This window comes from Bacteroides sp. An19, assembly GCF_002160215.1.
Classification (GTDB): domain Bacteria; phylum Bacteroidota; class Bacteroidia; order Bacteroidales; family Bacteroidaceae; genus Phocaeicola; species Phocaeicola intestinalis.
In genome coordinates this window covers 119,783-136,707 of sequence record NZ_NFKD01000005.1, presented here as the reverse complement: position 1 = coordinate 136,707, position 16,925 = coordinate 119,783, and the positions used below count along the sequence as shown (strand labels likewise).

General features: G+C 46.0%; 20 protein-coding genes and 2 pseudogenes. 4 read left to right on the top strand and 18 right to left on the bottom strand.

Annotated features, from left to right (window positions below; all coding sequences use genetic code 11):
• The first annotated feature begins 1 nt into the window (after window position 1).
• Genes B5F25_RS03695 through B5F25_RS03680 form a run of 4 tightly spaced genes read left to right on the top strand, consistent with a single transcriptional unit; the run spans window position 2 to window position 1,800 of the window.
• Complete coding sequence (locus B5F25_RS03695; RefSeq protein WP_087247664.1) at window positions 2–772, top strand: hypothetical protein; 771 nt, start codon at window positions 2–4, stop codon at window positions 770–772.
• Between the two features lie 56 nt (window positions 773–828).
• Window positions 829–1,164 carry a type II toxin-antitoxin system RelE/ParE family toxin gene (locus B5F25_RS03690; protein ID WP_087247662.1) on the top strand — a complete coding sequence of 112 codons (336 nt, stop codon included), beginning with the start codon at window positions 829–831 and terminating at the stop codon, window positions 1,162–1,164.
• A complete protein-coding gene (locus tag B5F25_RS03685) occupies window positions 1,148–1,453 on the top strand; it encodes a helix-turn-helix transcriptional regulator (protein ID WP_013619027.1) in 306 nt (101 codons plus the stop codon). The genes B5F25_RS03690 and B5F25_RS03685 overlap by 17 nt, the downstream gene beginning before the upstream one ends.
• Window positions 1,453–1,800 (top strand): hypothetical protein, encoded by a 348-nt coding sequence (locus tag B5F25_RS03680; RefSeq protein WP_007560866.1) that lies wholly within the window; start codon window positions 1,453–1,455, stop codon window positions 1,798–1,800. Before B5F25_RS03685 ends, B5F25_RS03680 begins: the two co-directional genes overlap by 1 nt.
• A gap of 43 nt (window positions 1,801–1,843) precedes the next feature.
• On the opposite strand, the pseudogene B5F25_RS22710 reads toward B5F25_RS03680, so the two are convergent.
• The 18 genes and pseudogenes from B5F25_RS22710 to B5F25_RS03590 all read right to left on the bottom strand — a co-directional run.
• Window positions 1,844–2,224, bottom strand: a pseudogene (locus B5F25_RS22710) (glycoside hydrolase); the annotation flags it as partial.
• A gap of 121 nt (window positions 2,225–2,345) precedes the next feature.
• Window positions 2,346–3,377 (bottom strand): site-specific integrase, encoded by a 1,032-nt coding sequence (locus tag B5F25_RS03670; RefSeq protein WP_087247660.1) that lies wholly within the window; start codon window positions 3,375–3,377, stop codon window positions 2,346–2,348.
• Entirely contained in the window at window positions 3,361–4,365 is a 1,005-nt protein-coding gene (locus B5F25_RS03665; RefSeq protein WP_005861660.1) for a tyrosine-type recombinase/integrase, read from the bottom strand. The genes B5F25_RS03670 and B5F25_RS03665 overlap by 17 nt, the downstream gene beginning before the upstream one ends.
• On the bottom strand, window positions 4,358–5,590 hold the full coding sequence (locus B5F25_RS03660; protein WP_005861662.1) for a site-specific integrase: 1,233 nt from the start codon (window positions 5,588–5,590) through the stop codon (window positions 4,358–4,360). Before B5F25_RS03660 ends, B5F25_RS03665 begins: the two co-directional genes overlap by 8 nt.
• Before the next feature lie 146 nt (window positions 5,591–5,736).
• Window positions 5,737–5,820 (bottom strand): annotated as a pseudogene (locus B5F25_RS22705) (glycoside hydrolase); the annotation flags it as partial.
• 47 nt (window positions 5,821–5,867) lie between these two features.
• The gene (locus B5F25_RS03655; protein ID WP_087247658.1) at window positions 5,868–6,371 is read right to left on the bottom strand and encodes a DUF3872 domain-containing protein; all 504 of its coding nucleotides are present in this window, start codon (window positions 6,369–6,371) and stop codon (window positions 5,868–5,870) included.
• On the bottom strand, window positions 6,368–7,228 hold the full coding sequence (locus B5F25_RS03650; RefSeq protein ID WP_087247656.1) for a toprim domain-containing protein: 861 nt from the start codon (window positions 7,226–7,228) through the stop codon (window positions 6,368–6,370). Before B5F25_RS03650 ends, B5F25_RS03655 begins: the two co-directional genes overlap by 4 nt.
• 6 nt (window positions 7,229–7,234) lie before the next feature.
• Window positions 7,235–7,792: a conjugal transfer protein TraO gene (locus B5F25_RS03645; RefSeq protein WP_087247654.1), complete on the bottom strand. Its 558-nt coding sequence runs from the start codon at window positions 7,790–7,792 to the stop codon at window positions 7,235–7,237.
• Window positions 7,789–8,703, bottom strand: a complete 915-nt coding sequence (traN, locus tag B5F25_RS03640; protein WP_087247691.1) for a conjugative transposon protein TraN — start codon at window positions 8,701–8,703, stop codon at window positions 7,789–7,791. Before traN ends, B5F25_RS03645 begins: the two co-directional genes overlap by 4 nt.
• Before the next feature lie 46 nt (window positions 8,704–8,749).
• Window positions 8,750–10,054, bottom strand: a complete 1,305-nt coding sequence (gene traM, locus B5F25_RS03635; RefSeq protein WP_087247652.1) for a conjugative transposon protein TraM — start codon at window positions 10,052–10,054, stop codon at window positions 8,750–8,752.
• Between the two features lie 252 nt (window positions 10,055–10,306).
• Window positions 10,307–10,930 carry a conjugative transposon protein TraK gene (gene traK, locus B5F25_RS03625; protein WP_004326315.1) on the bottom strand — a complete coding sequence of 208 codons (624 nt, stop codon included), beginning with the start codon at window positions 10,928–10,930 and terminating at the stop codon, window positions 10,307–10,309.
• 32 nt (window positions 10,931–10,962) lie between these two features.
• A complete protein-coding gene (traJ, locus tag B5F25_RS03620; protein WP_004294973.1) occupies window positions 10,963–11,976 on the bottom strand; it encodes a conjugative transposon protein TraJ in 1,014 nt (337 codons plus the stop codon).
• A 3-nt stretch (window positions 11,977–11,979) separates the two neighbouring features.
• Complete coding sequence (locus tag B5F25_RS03615) at window positions 11,980–12,609, bottom strand: DUF4141 domain-containing protein (RefSeq protein ID WP_009121388.1); 630 nt, start codon at window positions 12,607–12,609, stop codon at window positions 11,980–11,982.
• Window positions 12,606–12,965, bottom strand: a complete 360-nt coding sequence (locus B5F25_RS03610) for a DUF3876 domain-containing protein (protein ID WP_004294975.1) — start codon at window positions 12,963–12,965, stop codon at window positions 12,606–12,608. Before B5F25_RS03610 ends, B5F25_RS03615 begins: the two co-directional genes overlap by 4 nt.
• Window positions 12,966–13,009: 44 nt before the next feature.
• Window positions 13,010–13,624 (bottom strand): hypothetical protein, encoded by a 615-nt coding sequence (locus B5F25_RS03605; protein WP_206423525.1) that lies wholly within the window; start codon window positions 13,622–13,624, stop codon window positions 13,010–13,012.
• A gap of 5 nt (window positions 13,625–13,629) precedes the next feature.
• Window positions 13,630–16,149 carry a TraG family conjugative transposon ATPase gene (locus B5F25_RS03600; protein WP_087247646.1) on the bottom strand — a complete coding sequence of 840 codons (2,520 nt, stop codon included), beginning with the start codon at window positions 16,147–16,149 and terminating at the stop codon, window positions 13,630–13,632.
• Complete coding sequence (locus tag B5F25_RS03595; RefSeq protein ID WP_087247644.1) at window positions 16,146–16,469, bottom strand: DUF4133 domain-containing protein; 324 nt, start codon at window positions 16,467–16,469, stop codon at window positions 16,146–16,148. The genes B5F25_RS03600 and B5F25_RS03595 overlap by 4 nt, the downstream gene beginning before the upstream one ends.
• A 3-nt stretch (window positions 16,470–16,472) precedes the next feature.
• Window positions 16,473–16,865 (bottom strand): DUF4134 domain-containing protein, encoded by a 393-nt coding sequence (locus B5F25_RS03590; protein ID WP_004294113.1) that lies wholly within the window; start codon window positions 16,863–16,865, stop codon window positions 16,473–16,475.
• Window positions 16,866–16,925 lie beyond the last annotated feature (60 nt).

The window sequence follows — 16,925 nt, the reverse complement described above, 5'->3', positions numbered from 1 at the left end:
TATGAATATTTTCCAAAAAAGAATTGAAAACCTGTGCGATGAAATCATCAGCAGGATACTTGCACTGATGAAGGTAAACTCGGTTTCCGAAGTAATACTGACAGACAATGACAATCCGGTTTACGTAATCTGGTTTGACAAGATGGGTGATCCGTGCGAATGCTCCGTACACAAGGTAACTGCTGTCGGAAAAGGAATCACACTTGAAGTCCATGATAAGATAACCGGAGAAAATTACAAGGTCACAAGCCGCCATGAGGCGGCTCTGGCCAATCCGGTATGGCTTAACGAGATACTGGAAGCCATAACAAATATCTTTCAGATAAAAAATACAGGACTGGAAGAAAATGTTATATGTTGCAAATGTGGAGGAAATCATGTAATATGCAATGCCTTCATCAATCCGAATACAAAACAGTTCTATAATTATGATGATGAGTCATTCCTATATGGATGGTGTGAGAAGTGTGACAATTATACCATTCTCTGCGACATAGAAGCCGTAAAAAAAGATATGGAAAACGGTTTCAAGAGATTTGTCGAAAGATACGGGAGAAAACCTGAACTTGCAGAGTGCGAGATTATATGGAAAGACAGTCTTAATACTGAATACGTAAACATCGCAATTACTGATATACCTGAAGAATATGATAATACGATATTTTTCTACTGTAAAAGCCTCTCTGATTTGAAATCACTGGCTGACTACGGAAAAGAGGATTTTATAGTAACGGGGTGCATCAACTTCACAGACCTGGGTAATAAAGCATAAAATCTTTTTTATCTTTCAAGGTTGCCTGATATGTAAACTTTTTATATCTTTGCTGCATGAAACAGGAACGGACCATATCAGCCTACAAGAATTATTTCACGGACTTCATATCATCCATTAGAAAAGAGGAAGCCCGCAAGATATACTATATTCTTGATATGCTGAAAGTTCAGGAAAGGGTAAGCAGCAAGTTCGTAAAGTATCTGCGTGAAGAGCTATATGAAATCCGTGCTGAATATGGAGGCAACATCTTCCGGGTATTCTTCATATTTGATGACGGGAACATCGTAATCCTGTTCAACGGATTTCAGAAAAAGACACAGAAGACACCGCCTTCCGAAATAGAAAAGGCATTAAAGATAAAGGAGGAGTATTATGAAAACAAAAAATGAAAACCTGACCAGCATCGATGCTATCATGGATGAGGAATTCGGCAAGCCGGGAACACCTGAACGTGAGGAGTTCCGTAAGGAGGCATACGCCTACTGCATGGGACAGATTATATGTGATGCCAGAAAGAAGGAAAAGATGACCCAGTCCGAACTGGCTGAAAAAATCGGGACCAACAAGTCCTATATCTCCAGAATAGAAAAAGGTATTGTAGATCCGGGTATCAGTACGTTCTGCCGTATCATTGATGCACTCGGATTGAAGATTGAAATTGTCAAACCGGTATTATAATGGAAAATTATCAGGAAAAAGCCAGAGAAAACTTTTACCGCAACCGTCCGTACGGCATTCACATTGATTATGCCCGAAAAGGATTTGTACTGTTCAATCACTATACAAATAGTCTCGGCAAACAGGAAACCGGTTCTATTGAAGGCCTTCCCCTTGAAAAGTTCGAGGATGTGGACGCGATACCATTGAACGGGAAAATTATAAAAAATGGTAACCAGACAACAGACATCTATTTCTATACGGACGATTCAAATCCTTACAAAAACATGAAGCTGGATATGGATGCTCTGAAACAGTATAACCGGTTCATTTATCCCCTGTCACTTTTTTTAGACAGGATATTATAACAAGACAGCCGTGAATCATGATAAATTCACGGCTGTCTTGTTTCTATGGCACAAACAGTAATCTGTATTCTTCTTTTCTTCTCCTTTCTATTGACGAAATTTTCTTTCCCTTATAGTGACAATATCGTATGAAGTCCACATAAATGTTCCGGTTACCGGCTTCCAGTTTCCTTATCAACGTGCTTTTGGGCATCCTGCCATAACCGAGCAACTTATATGGTCCCACTTGGTATGCCAGACACGTAACCAAAAGTGAATCCTTTCCCAGGTGACGGAACAATGCACACATTTCCTTCAGGTCCTTTCTCAGAATACTGTCTCCCTCACTTTCTGTCAGCCTGACGGGAAACTTTTCCCCTTTTCTGATACGGTGACCGTATGCGACATAAGGATGATGTTCCGGACCATGCCATCCTTCATATTTATGAGTAGCTTATCATAAGTTTGATTATGACAAGTAATATGTTATGTAAAGTGCGAGTAAAAGTTGGTTTATAATCAAGTTGTTATGAACCAACTTGTCACTTACACTTTACATAATATTATCAATGTCCAAGTCCCTTTAACCACTCTAATAGGTTCTTATTTCGTTCCCACTCTTTTTCTGTTATAGTATTAGGGGTTAATCTGGTATAGGCATTTTCAAGTGCTTCACGTTTTGCTTTGGAGTCGGCACGTGCATAAATATCAGTAGTCTGTATGGAAACATGCCCTAAAATATCACGTATGTATACTAAATTTACTCCTGCCTGTAAAAGATGCATTGCTTTACTATGTCGAATAGAATGACAACTTATTTTCTTTGGAATAATTTCTGGTTGCTGTTTATTTGCCATGTCTGCATAGATTTTCAGAATATACGTAATACCCTCTCTTGTTAATTTTTCATGCCTACCATTGAAAAATAAAGGCTTTTTTATCATGTTGGGATCATTCAAATTGTTTTCTTCCATATAACTACGCAAAATGTCAACTTGTGCTTCTGCCAAGGGGACTATACGGGTTTTACGTCCTTTCCCTGTTAATCGTATAGTGTATGGTGTTGTATCAATACGTACACAATCTACTGTGAGATCTGCGATTTCCTGTACTCTTGCACCAGTATCGTACATTAATGACAATAATGCTAAATGACGACGTCCTTTCCATGAAGTTGTGTCAGGCTGTGCCAATAATAATTTTATTCCCTCCATTGAAAGATAATTAGGAGGGCTTATTTCTGTTTTTTTTGCCTTTATCGACAATATACTTTGCCATTCTACCATATTATCTATTACTATATATTGGAGATACGAACAGAATGACCTGATTGCAGCAAGTCTATAATTACATGTTGCTGAAGTATTCTTTTTAGTATTGTGAAGCCATTGTAGATAATTGATGACATTATCCCGTGTAAGATGTTTCAATAGAAGTCGTTCAACGGGTATTCCATTGATACCTTTCATATAATTGATGAATTGTACGAAAGAATCACGATAAGAAGCAATTGTGTTTTTGCTCACATTTCGTTGATGTGGCAAATATTCAGATAAAAATCTCGTTAGATATTTTGCAAAATCAGTCCTGGTAGTCATAATCTGTTGTTATTTTTGGATAAACAAAAGCATTTATAGGAGAACACTGTTTTTCAAACTCCGGATACATCATACAGGTAAGTCGTACATATTTTTCAGTAGATGAAAGAGAACGGTGCCCAAGACATGCGGAAAGTATTGGTAGCCCTGTGTATAAATCCATACCGTTATGTCCCATTTGTACAAGCGAATGTACGGCAAAAGTATGTCTCAAGTCATGGATACGTGGCCCTTGTCGATTTCCTATATATGGTATATTGCATATTTTTAGCAGTTTATGAAAAAAGACATAAAGAGTACATACCCTGAAGCTTGTCCCGTCTAATTTGGTAAAAAACAGATGATTGGGATGAGAAATTTTTTCTATAGGCATTCTATTCCGATATTCTATATACTGTTTTAACACAATTACCATAGATTCACCAATAGGAACAAGGCGTTCACATCTGTTTTTTGTCTTGCGGAGATGTATGTATCCAGAGTCAAGATTCACATCCTCATTACGCATATATAAAGCCTCGGACACACGCATTCCTGTGCTATAAAGTAATCGAAGAATGACTGGCATGGAAATGATAGCTGTTTTCATACAATTGTTAAACAAACGGCTGCTATCGGCAGCTGTAAACAATTGAGATATTTGGTCATGTGTGTATATATAAGGTGTAAACTCCGATTTTGGTTGCTTTGGTATAATCGGTATATAACATACGCATCCATTGCGGCACATCAATGAGGTCAGTTGGCGCAATACAAGATATTTGCCATAAATAGTGATCTCTTTATCTGATATCCGTGATTTATGCCATCTCTTAACAAACTCTTCTGTTATATGTGGTTCCTGCAATCCTATGGAATTAGCAAAATCATCAAATTCTTTAAGTATCCATCTTACACGAGAATCAACAATACCCATTGATTTCCGGATTTCCAACATTCGTTTAATGTATGGAGATAAAACACTACTGTAATTGAACTGTTCAGCCATAAAATGCTCCTCCTTTCTGCGTATAAAAACTATCTGGAATAGGTGGTACAGGTAATACACATTTCCTTAAAGCTACAAGGTTTATTTTTAGATAAGTCATCGTTGTTTCAGTGTTGCGATGTCCAAGAACTTCTGATATAATAGGCATGGTAGCCCCATTTTCAAGCATATTACTTGCTAAGGAATGCCGTAAAGAATGAGGACCATGGCGTTTTTTATCAATATTTACACCAGACAGGCGGATTATTTTATTGATATTACCACAAACCATAGACTGAGTGGCAGCAATATACGGGGCACGACTTGATAGAAATATGTTTTGGGAAGTAGATGCTGGACGTCCATATCTAAGATAGTCTATTATGGCATTACCGACATCTGCCAATAATGGAAGTTCAATGGTTTTACCTGTTTTTTGTATCCTCAATTTAATGAGATCATTATCCCAATCTATATCTGAGAACTTCAAACTCATAATGTCTGAAGCACGCAAGCCCAATCTTGATGCTAATAAAATCATTGCATAATTGCGCTTGCCCAAAGCACTACTTCGCGATACAGAATTTTCTATAACCTTAATCTCTTCCGTTGTATAATATGATGGTATGCGTTCTTTCTTTCGTAATTTATATGTAGCGAAGAATTCCTCAAATCGTCCATCTATAATGTTCTCTTGTCTCCAAAAAAGAAAGAGGCATCGAATAATAGACAAAGTCTTTTCCCTGTTTAGCTGTTGGGAAGAAAGAAACCGTATAACATGTTCCTCTGTTATCTGCTTTATATTTTGTACTCCAATCATATCTAAGTAATACAAAAAATTACCCAAACATGAACGATAGTGCTTTAACGTATTTTTGCCACGGCGTAAAGAAATCAAATGTAGAACCAACTTCTCCATCTGTTTTCCAATAGCACCATCAAGAGGGTAGAAAGCTGCTCTAACACATTGCTTTCTAATATATCCGACAGTCATAATGTCATTAAGAGCATGTATACTACGTATCCTTTCACATTCATGATTACTCATGTCTTGATGTTGAGTGGACTCTATAAACTTCGCACCTACATCAGGTGTATACATATCAATCCCTTTGTCCGACATGTACTGTAAAATGCCTTTTGTCCACAAACACTTGTAATAGTCAATAGTGCCCTTCGCATAACCACTTTCATAAAAATAATTGAGACATTGCTCAATAAGCTTTTTAATTTCTACTTTTTCCATAAAATCATTCTTTAATAATTAGGATATATACAGAATGCAATATAATGAGAAGTTTTTATACGAAGGGACTAAATAAATTCTTTAATATTCAATAAGTTTGCTCACTTTATAAGTCTTGCACTTTACATAACATATTACTTGTCATAATCGAACTTCTTGATACACCTGACAGCCGTTTCCCACTGTGAGCCTTCCACATTCTCCTGTGCACGCAAGGAAGTTACCGTCATGGCCAGTACCACCAACGGCAGTACTGACCTTAGAAGTCTTACGGTTATTATAAGGCACCTCCTTCCTGAACTGACAAAGAATCTTCCACAGTACCTGTTTCTTCATCACCTGCATCGTTGAAGTCAAATTCCATTTCCGTCATGTTTCCCCAGTTGTCCTCGACAACGACAATGAAGTTCTGCGCCTCGTCACATAGTGAAGTATAATACAGCCTGAACTTCCGGTTCTCCAGCAGATAACGGTCATTCGGCTTGAATTCAAGACCGTTGTCCAGTTTCAGGGAACCTTCCCCGTCATACTGGAAATAACGGATCGTATAGACCGTACCGTCAAAATCGCCCTCACTTTTGAGTTCACATCGTATTTCCGCCATCTCATTCCTGTTCAGTTCCTTTGGAACCGGCATTGTTTCCACGGTAAACGGATAACTCTGCTGGATTTCCAGCTCGGATTCGCACGAGGTCAGTACAAGACTGACCAGACCTATGCAGAACATGGCAATCTTGCCTGCCAGCCCAAATCCTTTTCTCATATTCTTTTCTGTCTTCATTTGTTTTCCTTTGTTTTTGTCAGATATTCATTCAAGTCCTTTAATCCATCATACAGACCGGAACAGTCCATAACCTTATTCCCGAAATGTATGTTCAAAGTCTCCAGTGCGGTAATTCCGGCCCGGTCACGGTCAAGAAAGCACCGGATTTTGCCGTAACCCTCCAGTACGGCATACGACCGTTCCAGATTGGATACAGAGTTCAGCACCAGGCAATCCTCGTCCGTCACAGTCCGCAATACCAATGCCGAAAGGAAATCCACAAATCCTTCAAACACACAGCACGTATCCTGTTTCTTTCCGGACAGGGACACATAGGAAATGTCCTTGGGAGAGATGCATCCCTTGAACATCGGGTTACGGAGTTCATAACCGCCGCTCCGGTTCATGAAGCCTATGGCAAAATACCGTTTGCCCCGTATTCCATATGCCACTTCCTTGCAGAATCTCCCGGCTATGGCCGGATCAATGCCTCTCTCTTTCAGGTAACCTTTCAAAGCCTCATGACTCAGTTCCGTCACTTTCACGTCCTCGAATCCGGAAACGCGGGGTATCTTCTTACGTTCCTGTAAAGGCCGGAGGGGAAGGATGCCGGATTTCCCTGAAAGGAACTCCAGCTGTTCCATGAAACCGGTACTTCCGGTAAGTTCTCCGGCAAGATGGAAGATGTCACCTCCCTTTCCGAGGCCAAAATCAAACCAGACATTCCGCTGCGTATCCACCTTGAAGGATGCGGTTCTCTCATTCCTGAAAGGTGATCTGAACCAGACATCATTTCCTTTACGGGATACCGGTATATGCCCCATATCTTCAAGAAAACCGACAAGGGAAATCCGTCTAATCTGTTCCAGTTCCATAACCCGCTAATTTATCATAAAACGAATGCCGACTCCATACTGGGTATGGCAATGTCCGAGACTTCTGCCCCACAGGAAACGCTCACGCAAGGAAGCTGTCAATGCCACACGGTCGGCAAGGTACAGTTCCATCTCCAGCGTCAGGGCACAGCCGTACACAAAGGCATCGCCGTTTTTCAGGGTGGCCCCGTCATAGAGTATTTTATCGGACCAGTTTACCGTCTCATATCCGGCCAGTGCCGATCCTCCCAGATTGAGGAAGAACACTTTTCCCGCATCGGAAAGGAAATTCAGGTAATATCCGCCTTCTGCCGTAAACTGTGCAGAAGGGATGGTCACATGGCGGTAACCGTGTTTCATGTGCAGGTATTCCGCTCCATATACCCATTTGTTCCCGCCTTTGGCATAGCTTGAAAGTGTCATTCCCATATAGTATCCGTTATCGGAAGCCATACCTCCACGCATTTCCACACCCTGCATCCTTGGCAGAATCCGCTGGGCGTCTGCCTGTCCCACGGAAAGGACAAGCAGCAATGCCAGCATATACAATACTTTCGTTCTCATCGTATCTTCAGTTCATTGATGGTTTCCGCACGCACCAGGTCTTCGTTGACCACTTCAAAACTCTGGTGACGGCCGCCCTGTTTCTCATACATCTCCACAACCAGTTTCTTGTCGTCCGGTATTGTAAACTTGGGAAGGGCGAATACCGTACATTCCGAATCCCTGCCGTTTACACGTGTCACATAATTATAGGCACGCAACGGATAAATCACCTGCTCCTGCATGGCCGTACGCTTCATCACCTTTTTGTCCACCACCTTGAACGTAATGAAATCCACGTCAAAGGGCACATTCGAGGAGTTCTTTACCTGGGTATGGAAATAAAGCAGGTCATTATGGGTGTACAGCCCTTTGAGCAGATACTGGATACCGAAACGCTTGCAGCCGATATGACGGATACGGCGCTTGTCATTCTCATACACGGATTTCATGATAAGACGTACCAGACGGGGGGATTCGTTATCCAGCTCGGTCAGATAGATTTCCATGGCATTGTTGGGACGGTTCACCGATTCTCCGTCATGGATGAAATCACACATTTCCACATTCAGCAACAGCGGCTCGTCGGCATATTTCACGTTGAAGGTATAGAAGTTCCCTTCTTCGGTTATTACAGACATATTGGTCTCCTCCCTGAAATTGCGTGTCGTGGCCTTTACGCGGATTACATTCTCGGCACCGTCGGCCTTGCCGGCTATCAGGTTTGTAGAACCGAGATCCACATACTTGACCGGAGCCGGGAAAATGACATGGACAGTCTTGTCATACGTTATTTCCAGTCCGTGCGGCGGAATCATCTGGCTGAAACCGATCTTGCGGGTCAGCCCCTCATAATAATCACCGCTGCTCTGCTGCGCCCAGGCAGCCGATACGCCCAGTAAAAGGGCAAACATCATCAGAATCTTCTTCATGTGCTTTTGTTTAATGGTTGTCTTTTCTTTCATAGTTTACTGTATTTCATTTCTCCGGTGAATGGAGCAGCACCCGGTGTCCGGCCTTCAGCGTAATCTTTACCATACGCATCCGTTTGGATATGTACTGGGAAACGCCCTGTATCACACCTTTTCCCAGATCGGAGGCAATCTGCGCCCCGGCATCGGTGGAAATGTTGATACTGCTGTTCATCGAGGTTCCCATGTTGGCGGCAATCTCTCTGGCAGCGTCATATTCCAATGAACCCGGCACCAGGATTCCCTGCTGTCCGTCCAGATCATAGACTTCCAGTTCCACCGGCAGGATAGTTCCCTTGTATTCCACGGCATTGACCATGATTTCCAGCCGTTCACCCTGTATGCGTGTGCCACCTACCAGTACAGTCCCTTTCGGTATGAAACGTCCGGCAACGGACATGGGCTCGGTAAGCCGCAGGCGCAAGGCCTGTCCGTCGGATACGGTCTGCGTACCGTGTACACAGGCAGCAATGGTATTGCCTTCCGTTACGGTCTTCCGGCCGACAGCCGTATTGAAACCGGCATTGCGTTCTCCCGAAAAGGCGGATATGAACTCTTCGTCGCTCATAGGTCTGGAAAGCGAGGATACCACCTCATTGTGAACCTGTTTCACCGGTATGGCTTTTTTGTCCTCCGCTTTTCTGACGGGAGAAGGAGTCTCCACTGCCTGACGGTTATTGTATTTGGCGGCCAGTTCGTAGGATTTTTCCATCAGGGCCATCTTTTCCTCCATGCCTGACAGTGGCTCCTGCTTCTGCTGCTGTTGCTGTATACGCTCCAGTTCCTCAATCCTTTCCAGAAGCCTTTCCTTTTCCGGATCGGTCCGCGGTTCATAGATGCTTCCCAGCGTACGGTTCATCTCACGGTAGGCTCCGGCCGAGGAACTGACCGGTCCGGCATTGCCTCCTTCTATTTCAGTTTCCGTGTTTGTTTGCCTCTCCGGTGGAATGTTATCGGGAAGACGGACACTGTCTTTCCGTTCCTCTTTGGCAAACATGGACTCCGCAGCTTCAAAGAATGTCTTCCTTTTCCTGCTTTCCTGTTCCATCAGAGCCTTTTCATAGGCATCCTTCTTGTTCCCTTCCAGGCGGCTGTCCTCGGGAGAAGGGATTTCCGTATTGAATCCCTGGCCTTTATCCTGCCGCTCCCGTTCCTGCCCGGAAGGTGAGAATATCAGATAGAAACTTCCCAGACACAGCAGGAACATCAGAGGATACACAACAAATCCGGCGCGTTTGCGTTTCTGTTCCTCACCCAGCGGCTTCCTGTCCTTTGAGGACCGGAGCCTGAACGGTTTCATCAGCCGTTCCATTACTTTCTTGACTTTTTCTTTCTCCATTTCTTACAATAGATTGAATGAACTCCATACGGAGTGAATCCTTTTCCATAAATTCCATTCCGGACTCCCTGTTCTTACTGCCTATAAACGGTCTGCATGCCGTATAGACACATGCGGCGGCAAACGGGACAAACAGTATCCAGAGAACAGCCTTGCGCTGTTTAACGGTAAGTCTGTGGCAGAACCTCCTGAGTTGAAGGTCCGCCTGTCTCGTCAGGTTCCTTTTCATCGCTCTACGCTCCTTATGTCCTTGTTTTCCAGTATAGTCAGATGTTCGATGATAAAGCCGTTGGGGTTGTCATCGGAACGGGAGGTATTCTGAAGCTGGCAGTCAGTCACCAATGAACGTTCCGTCACGTTACTCTCACGGATAATCATCTGGCGGGCATACGTCCTGGCCCTGTAGGGGTAGCCGGAAAAGTCGCAGACCACGCTGTCCACCCGTACTACCTGATTGATATTACCGGAAATGAGACGGTTATAATATCCTTTCTCTGCAAAATCCACATAGTAATGATAGGCGCTTTTGTCCGCCAGCTGCAAGGCACGGTTGATATTGTGCTCAATGGCATCCTTCTGTGGCGACAGCCCGAAAAAGAGCTCATGGAACCTTCTTACATGCTCCCTGGCTTCAGCCGGACGGTTCTGTGAAAGATCCTGCGAAAGGGCAAGCATCAGTGACTTGCCGCCATCGAGTACATAAATCTTCTCACGCTGTTTCTCCGCAAAGCGGTATGAGTTCCACAGGGCAAACACGGTCACAAGCGTGCAGCATCCGACAAAGACCGCAAGCATCAGGCGTATCCGTCTGAAACTGCTTTCAATATTGGTCAGTGATTTGAATTCCATCTGTTTTCATGATTTTTATGTTCCTGTTCTGTTTATTTTCCACGCAGACGCCCTCCGATATTTCCCAGTCCGGAACCTGCGGCACCGGCTGCAAATCCTCCGGCCTTGGTCGCGGTACGGTTGATGTTGCGGTTGTAGTTTCCGGCACCGCCTGCCTGCACAATCCATCCGGCCACGGTCGGCACGGTAAAATATCCGATGATACCTATGAGCATGAAGATCACATATACCGAATTGGAGTTGTCCAGCGAATAGTTCGGATTGTTCTGGAGCTCCAGGATGTCGTTCTGCAGCATAAGTACCTGAATCTTGGCCAGCATACAGCTGAAAAGGTCACTCACGGGAAGCCACAGATAGACGGAAATGTAACGTGTGAACCACTGGCTGAGCGTGGACTGGAAACCGTCCCACACACTGAAGGCAAAGGCAATGGGACCAAGGATGGACAATACAACCAGAAAAAAGGTCCTTACCGTATCTATAAGCAGGGATGCCGCGGCAAAAAGCAGTTCCAGCAGACTGCGGAAGGCGTCCCGGATATTCTTTTCCAGATTGTACATGCCCACTTCCATATACATGCCCATGCGGGTTGCCATGGCATCGGGCGACCATCCGAGCTCGTCCAGCTGACGGTCAAACTCCTCATCGCTGACCAGATAGGCCGTTTCCGGATTGCGGAGCATGGCTTCACGTTCCAGCCTGTCCTTCTGCTCACGGTACTGCTGCATGTCCATCGTCTGCCCCTCAAGCATCTTGTGGGTTCCCTGCACAATCGGACTCAGCACCGTATTCATCGTTCCGAGTACCAAGGTCGGGAAAAGCATGATGCAGATGCCTATCGCAAACGGACGCAGAAGCGGATACACGTCTATCGGTTCGGCACGGGCAAGCGACTGCCAGACACGGACGGCCACATAGAACAGGGCACCAAGTCCGGCAAGTCCCTTGGCTACATCCAGCATATCCTCACAAAGGGGCATCATTTCATTGTAAAGGCTCTCCAGAATGGTATGGAGATTCGAGAAATCCACGGATAACAATACCATAGGCTACCAGTATTTGGAGGTGTCATTGCCATAGAGCTTCAGGACACGGTCAAGGTCATTCTTCTTGCGGGCACGCAGGAAACTCACGGCTATATTCCTGTTCGTATAGTAATTCACGAGATTGCGGTAACGGCGCATACTGGCATAACAGTCATCCACCACGTCCATACGGTCCTTGTCGGTCATGGAAAGGGTGCTGACGTTGATTACCTGCTTGAGATCCTGCAACACCCCGTTGCTCTCTTCCAGAAGTTTGGTATAACCGAAAGCGATGGCATCCAGCTCTTCGGGAGAAAAGTTCTCGTCACCCAGCATCTTTTGGAAATTGGTCACGTAGATTTCCGACACGTCACCGACCATCAGGATAATCTCACTGACCTTACGGGCATCCTTCACCAGATTGTTGACGGACTTCAGGGCATCATAGTATTTCTTGTACTGCTGGTATATCTTCACAGTCTCCGCAAAATTCTGGGCGGTACTTGTCGCAGTTGAAGAGGTATGCACGATATTGTCCGACATGTTGATGATACTCTGGGCAAGGTTTCCCGGATCGGTCACCACCCACTGTGCCCGTATCTGTCCGGCAAGAAAAAAGGTTCCTGCACAAAGCAGCAGCAGTCTTTTTCTCATGGACGTACCTCCTTCCTTACATAGTCACCGTTCGGAGAAAAGGTCAATACGTCAGCCGCCTCATTGTAGGCGATGTCTATGCGGTAACCGGTATTGATGAACAGGTTACCGTTTTCTTCCACCAGCAGATAGGTTTCCGGCTTCAGCTTCCGTGTCTTTCCGCTGCGTGCGAAGACCGTCACCTTGTAGGCGTCCCCTTCCTTATATATAAGGACATCGGGCTTGCCTTCCACACTGCTCCATGAACCGCACAGGCGGTCACAGTCCTTGAACCTGCTCTCACTACAGCTCTGCAGCAGCAGTGATGCCGCCCCGATCAGGCAGGCGGCCAGTCTGTACAACTGTCTGTTTTTCATGTCTTGTCTTTTTTAATGATGTTGTTCTTGTTTTACTGAATCTCTCAAAGTCCCATCTTGCGTCTCTTTGGCTTCGGACTGACCGGGATGCGGGCTTTTCCGGACAGCCTTTCTTTACAGGCTGGCTGCCGGCATTCCTTGCGGATAGCGTTGTCGTCCTTTTTGTTTTGGGACTTCAGGCCGACCATGGTTTCAAACCTGGCATAAAGTTCCTTATAGGCCTTTTCTGCCTGTTGCCGTCTGATTTCATCCGGGGAATTCCGGTCAATGCCGTATTTCATGAGAAAACCGGAATTAATGAAAGGGCTGTCAATATTCTTCGGGTTGGCGATGAAACCTCCCAGCTTTTCCAGTTCCCCGTACAGCTTGTCGAGATACTGTACGGGAGGAGGGGAACAAAGCCGCTCGAAGACCTTCTCCACAGCATGTGTCAGTCTTACATCGACCTCTACGGCATCAGGTATCTCGTCTCTGAGCCTTCTTTCCCTGTAATCTTCCGGTTCCATACTTTCAAGCCGGTGGTACAGCTCATAGTCTTCTGAAAATCCGTAATGTTCACGGATCTCCTTCGGTATGTCCCATCCGTTCATCAGGGACCAGTAGAGACATTCGATTGTCTCCTTACGCTTTCTTTCATCCGATTCAAAACTGTCATTCATAACCGTCATGCTTTACCGTTTGACCTTTTCCTTTCCCTTCTCATTTCCGCAATGCGTTTTACGGCCAGTTCCAGATTTCCGCCCAGTTCCTTGGCCAGCTTCTGCAATTCCAGCTTTTCCGACTCTTCCGTGGTATATACGGCATATTCTTCATCGCTGACTTCCGTGGCATACACGGCCGAGTGGGTACCGCCAAGACCGATCCAGACCTCACGGTAGAAACGTCCGGGATGGTTGGCCTGGTTGATGGACAGGATCTGTCCGCGTTCCTTGTCGGTCAGTCCGAGAAGCCGCTGGATATGGTCGAACTTGTTCATGTATTTCCGCTGGTCAAGAAGAATCTTGCAGTCACTGTTGTTGATGATAGCTTCCTTTACGACAGGGGAACTGATGATGTCATCCACTTCCTGGGTGACCACCACGGCCTCCCCGAAATATTTTCTGACGGTCTTAAAGAGATACTTTATGTACTCACTCATATTGGCTGACATAAGGGCTTTCCAGCATTCCTCAATGAGTATCATCTTGCGGATGCCTTTCAAACGGCGCATCTTGGCGATGAAGGTTTCCATGATTATCAGCGTGACCACGGGCAGAAGCACCTTGTTTCCGCTGATATTGTCCAGTTCAAATACGATAAAGCGTTTGTTGGTAAGATCCAGTTCCTTGTCCGAATTAAGCAGGAAATCATAGTCACCGCCACGGTAGAACGGTTCCAGCACGTTCAGGAAACCGTCGATGTCAAAATCCTTCTCACGGACTTTCTTCTCCTCAATCATCCGGCGGTAGTCATCACGCACAAACTCGTAGAATCCGTTGAAATCGGGTCTGACATCCCTGTTTTCCGTTATCCTGCGGATGTATGCGTTCACCGCTCCAGAAAGGGCCACTTCTTCCGAACGCCTTGGGGCTTCATCCTCACGTTTCCAGAGTGTGAGTATCAGTGTCTTGATGCTTTCACGCTTTTCCACGTCAAATTCCCCGGAATCCGTATAGAACGGATTGAAGGCGATGGGATTGTCCTCCTCATAGGTGATATAGATACCGTCCTCGCCATGTGTCCGGTCATGAATCAGGCTGCAAAGTCCCTGATAGCTGTTTCCGGTATCCACCAGCAGGATATGGGTACCCTGTTCATAATACTGGCGGACAAGGTGGTTCGTAAAGAAGGATTTACCGCTGCCGGAGGGACCGAGTATGAACTTGTTGCGGTTGGTGATGATCCCCTTGCGCATGGGCAGGTCACTGATGTCCAGATGAAGCGGTACGCCGCTCTGCCTGTCCGTCATACGGATACCGAACGGGCTGGGCGAATTGCAGTAATTCGTTTCCGAAGCAAACAGGCAGACAGCCTGTTCCAGAAAGGTATAGAAACTTTCCTCAGCCGGAAAATCGCCCGCATTGCCTGGAATACCAGACCAGTACAGCACCGGGGTATCTATCGTGTTGTAATGGGGTACGCATCCCATCAGGGCAAGCTGGCTGCCGGTATCGTTCTTGATACGCCTCAACTCTTCCTCGTCTTCCGCCCAGGCCAGTACGTTACAGTGGCACCGAACCGGAACAAGCCCTTTCGTATGCGCCTCGTCAAGATACATTTCTGCCCATTCATAGTTCACGGCATTGCTGCGGCTGTATTTCGACAGGGACAGCATGTTGCGTGAGGTCTTTTCCATGCGTTGCAGGATTTCCTGTGCGTCATCGATGAACACGTACTGCGAATAGACATGGTTGCATGAAAGCAGGAGTCCTACCGGAGCCGCAAACGAAAGACGGCAGTCGCTACGGTCCGTGGACAAGCGCTCATAGCGCATGTCCGTGCCCACACTGCCGGGAAGGTCTTCCGTATCGGAAAGCACATGCAGGCAAAGACGTTTGTCACCGATGCGCATGCGTTCCGGATCAAGGCAGATGTCCTGTAATACGGGGTGCGTGTCTTCCATTCCGAGAGTCAGGTATCTTTCAATCAGACCGGGACATTCTTCCGTTCCGACCACCTCTTCCGTTCTGAGACGCTTCATCCTGACATGCCCCGAATCGTTCATGATACGCTCGAACTGCTCCACCGCCTCCAGGAATTTCACGACCGAATCCCAGTCCGTGATTTCCTTGGGAAGGATATAGCCGCGGCACAGGGTACTGAAATCACTGCGGCGACGGGCACGTTCGCGTGTGGTCTTTGTCAGATACAGGAAGCAGCGGTGTCTGAGATACGGGCGTTCGTTGAAATGACGCTCATAGCTGCGGGACAGGAAACTTTCCGTCCCGTCTCCTTCGCTCCGGTAGTTTTCCTTGACGAACCAGTCCTGCTTGTACACGACCGAATAATTGGGAAGCACCTTCATGGCCTTTACCCAGGTACCGTGAATGGCTTCATATTCCGCCGCCGTCACCGTGTACAGTTCAGGCAGCTCGACCTCGAAGGCTACCGTAATGTCCGCATCCTTGCTTACGATACAGTTGTTTTCCACGGCCAGAATCGGGAATCTGTCTTCCAGATCACAGGCCTTCAATACACTTCTCATTTCTTTCTCTTCTTTTTGGTTAATGCTCTGAATATTCTGCAACGGGCTGACAGATAGCGCGGATGGCGTTTCTCGGCTAGCATCTTCATCAGCCCGTGCTCACCGTAGCGGGCATTCATGCGGAAGGTCAGCCATACGGCCAGGGAACCGGATACCGCTCCGAAAGACAGGCATACCAGCTGGCTGACACCGGCCATATACAGGACAACCACCGCAAGAAAGACCGATACAAGGCCTCCGGCAAAAAAGAACAGGTACTGTGATTTCAAGCCCTTGAACTCAATCGGACGGCCTGCTCCTTTGTTGATACGGTAATCCATGGCTTACAGGAAGAAGGAACGGAGAATGGTGGCGGCCACAATCAGGAAGATGCAGGCGAAGAACCAGCTTGCCGCAGTCTTGGACGTATCGGGATCGCCGCTGCTGAACTTGCCATACGTCTTGATACCGCCGACCAGACCGAGTACGGCTCCAATGGCATAACACAATTTGGTGGCCGGATCGAAATACGAGGTCATAAGGCTGGTAGCCTCATTGATGCCGGCAAGACCCTGTCCCTGTGCGAAGGCACCTGCCGCTGCCAGCACACACAATACTGAAAATAGGATTCTTCTCTTCATTGTCGAATCATTTTGGGGTTTGACATAAATTTTGAATTCGACTGCAAATATATAAGGCTTAAACCGCTGTGATACAACACCGTCATCAGGTGTCACCGGATGTCATCAGATGTCATTCAGGAAGCCTTACAGACATAAAAAAAGCATCCCGAAAAG

Excerpts from the sequence above, each read along its gene's own strand:
- B5F25_RS03665 (WP_005861660.1), bottom strand. The coding sequence starts at position 4,365 with ATGGCTGAACAGTTCAATTACAGTAGTGTTTTATCTCCATACATTAAA.
- B5F25_RS03660 (WP_005861662.1), bottom strand. The coding sequence starts at position 5,590 with ATGGAAAAAGTAGAAATTAAAAAGCTTATTGAGCAATGTCTCAATTAT.
- B5F25_RS03645 (WP_087247654.1), bottom strand. The coding sequence starts at position 7,792 with ATGAGAACGAAAGTATTGTATATGCTGGCATTGCTGCTTGTCCTTTCC.
- B5F25_RS03610 (WP_004294975.1), bottom strand. The coding sequence starts at position 12,965 with ATGAAAAACAGACAGTTGTACAGACTGGCCGCCTGCCTGATCGGGGCG.
- B5F25_RS03680 (WP_007560866.1), top strand. The coding sequence starts at position 1,453 with ATGGAAAATTATCAGGAAAAAGCCAGAGAAAACTTTTACCGCAACCGT.
- traJ (WP_004294973.1), bottom strand. The coding sequence starts at position 11,976 with ATGGTATTGTTATCCGTGGATTTCTCGAATCTCCATACCATTCTGGAG.
- B5F25_RS03595 (WP_087247644.1), bottom strand. The coding sequence starts at position 16,469 with ATGGATTACCGTATCAACAAAGGAGCAGGCCGTCCGATTGAGTTCAAG.
- traM (WP_087247652.1), bottom strand. The coding sequence starts at position 10,054 with ATGGAACGGCTGATGAAACCGTTCAGGCTCCGGTCCTCAAAGGACAGG.
- traK (WP_004326315.1), bottom strand. The coding sequence starts at position 10,930 with ATGGAATTCAAATCACTGACCAATATTGAAAGCAGTTTCAGACGGATA.
- B5F25_RS03695 (WP_087247664.1), top strand. The coding sequence starts at position 2 with ATGAATATTTTCCAAAAAAGAATTGAAAACCTGTGCGATGAAATCATC.
- B5F25_RS03615 (WP_009121388.1), bottom strand. The coding sequence starts at position 12,609 with ATGAGAAAAAGACTGCTGCTGCTTTGTGCAGGAACCTTTTTTCTTGCC.
- B5F25_RS03650 (WP_087247656.1), bottom strand. The coding sequence starts at position 7,228 with ATGGAACTGGAACAGATTAGACGGATTTCCCTTGTCGGTTTTCTTGAA.
- B5F25_RS03655 (WP_087247658.1), bottom strand. The coding sequence starts at position 6,371 with ATGAAGACAGAAAAGAATATGAGAAAAGGATTTGGGCTGGCAGGCAAG.
- B5F25_RS03605 (WP_206423525.1), bottom strand. The coding sequence starts at position 13,624 with ATGAATGACAGTTTTGAATCGGATGAAAGAAAGCGTAAGGAGACAATC.
- B5F25_RS03690 (WP_087247662.1), top strand. The coding sequence starts at position 829 with ATGAAACAGGAACGGACCATATCAGCCTACAAGAATTATTTCACGGAC.
- B5F25_RS03670 (WP_087247660.1), bottom strand. The coding sequence starts at position 3,377 with ATGACTACCAGGACTGATTTTGCAAAATATCTAACGAGATTTTTATCT.
- traN (WP_087247691.1), bottom strand. The coding sequence starts at position 8,703 with ATGAAGAAGATTCTGATGATGTTTGCCCTTTTACTGGGCGTATCGGCT.
- B5F25_RS03685 (WP_013619027.1), top strand. The coding sequence starts at position 1,148 with ATGAAAACAAAAAATGAAAACCTGACCAGCATCGATGCTATCATGGAT.
- B5F25_RS03600 (WP_087247646.1), bottom strand. The coding sequence starts at position 16,149 with ATGAGAAGTGTATTGAAGGCCTGTGATCTGGAAGACAGATTCCCGATT.